Genomic DNA, 1,646 nt, shown 5'->3' on the forward strand with positions numbered 1-1,646 from the left:
ATCATATGAGTGATTGGCTTTTTTCTTATCTTGGCGAATAGGACGCCATGGAATATGGATACGTATAAGCAATTTCTTCATCAAATGTAATGTAATCGAGGTAGATTGTCAGGAGCAGGTAGCGTGTTCCTGATTTCGGGTCGCTGATAATAATGTGATCCCGGCCCGCAGCTTCGATGACGCCGCGAAAAATCTTCGAGCCCCATTCTTTGCTGTTTTCAAATGTCATATAAATGGTGGCTGTTTTTCCCCGATTCAGGCGCAAAATATTCTCGATGTAAGATTCCTCAACAGGCAGCATGCCGGGAACGCTTTGGCCCGGTCCTGATGGTGTAGGCCCCGATGGAATTTGAAAACCGCCGCCCTGCTGCTGGCCCGGGAATCCAAATCCCTGCTGTCCTTGTTGTCCTTGCTGTCCCTGCTGCATTGGCATCATTGGCTGCATCCCCATTGGCTGCATTTGTGAGCCTTGGCCTTGCTGCGGGTACGGGTTGGCACCAAACTGAGGCTGATATCCCTGCATATTATCAAATGCCTGCACTTGCTGATATTGATTTTTTTTCGGTTTCATATCGTTCCTCCTTTTTATGAAAACCATTCAAAACATGTTCTGGATGTATAGGTGAACGCTCCGCGATGACTCACCTCCGATGGAAAACGATCTTAGTCGCTGGTGCGATTTTTATCTCTTTCACCTTATGAGGCTGATGCTTGGATTATGCTGAAAAAGAACAGCGGACTGATCAGATTTCGCTCTGGGCAGCCGCTGTTTTTCAGAGATATACACAAACTTTTCGCATATTGGTTTGTATCCCTAGCGCAACTTGAGCATAAGCAACATAAGATAACGATAGTTTCAGGTGTGAAGTTCCAAGAAGGAGGTGTAGGATTTGCCTAAAGTATCAGTCATTATGACGAGCTATAACAAAAGCGATTATGTAGCAAAGTCCATTTCTAGCATACTCTCACAAACATTTTCAGATTTTGAATTGTTTATTATGGATGACAACTCCAATGAAGAGACGCTGAATGTAATCCGTCCTTTTTTGAATGATAACCGAGTGCGTTTTTATCAAAGCGATATATCTGGAGTGAAGGAAAGAACAGAAAAAACGAGATACGCGGCACTGATCAATCAGGCGATTGAGATGGCGGAGGGTGAATATATCACCTATGCGACGGATGACAACATCTATATGCCGGACCGCCTCCTGAAAATGGTGCGGGAGCTCGATACCCATCCTGAAAAGGCTGTGATTTACTCAGCCTCCAAAACCTATCATTTAAACGAGAATCGCGACATTGTAAAAGAAACTGTCAGGCCTGCCGCTCAAGTGACATGGAACGCACCGTGCGCAATTGATCATTGCTCGGTGATGCACAGGTATTCGGTGCTTGAGAAGGTAAAGGAGAAGTTTGGCTCCTATTGGGATGAAAGCCCGGCGTTTTACCGTATAGGAGATGCGCGGTTCTTTTGGAGAGTCAATCATTTTTATCCGTTTTACCCGCTGGATGAGGAGCTAGACCTGAATTATATTACCGACCAATCGATTCACTTTCAGCTGTTTGAATCAGAAAAAAATGAATTTGTCAGGAACCTTCCTCCGCAGCGAAATTGCCGAGAGCTGCGTGAATCATTAAAAAAG

2 protein-coding genes are annotated in these 1,646 nt (G+C 44.9%); one reads left to right on the forward strand and one right to left on the reverse strand.

Annotated features, from left to right (window positions below; all coding sequences use genetic code 11):
• Positions 1–25: 25 nt before the first annotated feature.
• Positions 26–571 carry a spore coat protein GerQ gene (gene gerQ / locus ACWHAR_RS20720; RefSeq protein WP_041334586.1) on the reverse strand — a complete coding sequence of 182 codons (546 nt, stop codon included), beginning with the start codon at positions 569–571 and terminating at the stop codon, positions 26–28.
• A gap of 319 nt (positions 572–890) precedes the next feature.
• On the opposite strand from gerQ, the gene spsA reads away from it, so the two are divergent.
• Positions 891–1,646: spore coat dTDP-glycosyltransferase SpsA (gene spsA, locus ACWHAR_RS20725; RefSeq protein ID WP_452087688.1), on the forward strand; the 756-nt coding region annotated here is incomplete at its 3' end.

This window comes from Bacillus sp. LR--39 (assembly GCF_053613335.1).

What these genes read in the sequence shown, in the direction of transcription:
- gerQ (WP_041334586.1), bottom strand. Translation starts at nt 571, where the DNA reads ATGAAACCGAAAAAAAATCAATATCAGCAAGTGCAGGCATTTGATAAT.